Below are 513 nucleotides of genomic sequence, written 5' to 3'. Positions count from 1 at the left end.
TAGCGGCTACTGCGCACTTTCGAAACCACGCCCTCAAGTCCGACCTTGCAGGCGTGCTCGTACATCTCGCGTCCGTTGAGGTCGAAGCTTTCGCTGAATTGGATGGGGGTCTCCTCGATCAGCTTTCTGAGATGCGCCTTACGTTCGTTCAGGGGCAGCTTCCGAAGATCGTAGCCGTTCAGATAGAGCAGATCGAAGGCCACCATCACGATCTTGGTGGACTTGCCCTTCAACTCATTCTGCAGGACTGAAAAATCGGTGGTGCCGTCCGGAGACGGGACGACAACCTCGCCGTCGACGATCGCGGATGCCGCATTGATCACGTAAGCGTCGGCGGCAATCTTCTTAAAGCGCTTGGTCCAGTCGTTTCCGCGCCGCGTGAATACCTTGATGTCGTCGTTCGCAAGGTGAAGCTGGACGCGATAGCCATCGAACTTGATCTCGTGAACCCAGCGCGTCCCGGAAGGCACCCGATCGACCTGGGTCGCCAACGCCGGCTCGATGAAGCCGGGG

The 513-nt window shown here is 58.5% G+C and carries 1 protein-coding gene; it reads right to left on the bottom strand.

Annotated elements, in window-relative coordinates:
- The coding region (locus tag AC5ZG1_RS44220; protein WP_496136543.1) for an ATP-dependent DNA ligase at nt 1-513 on the bottom strand (513 nt) is incomplete at both ends.

Source organism: Bradyrhizobium sp. Leo78, from assembly GCF_059512425.1.
The sequence above is the reverse complement of the archived record's forward strand: the minus strand, read 5'-3'. Positions and strand labels throughout refer to the sequence as shown.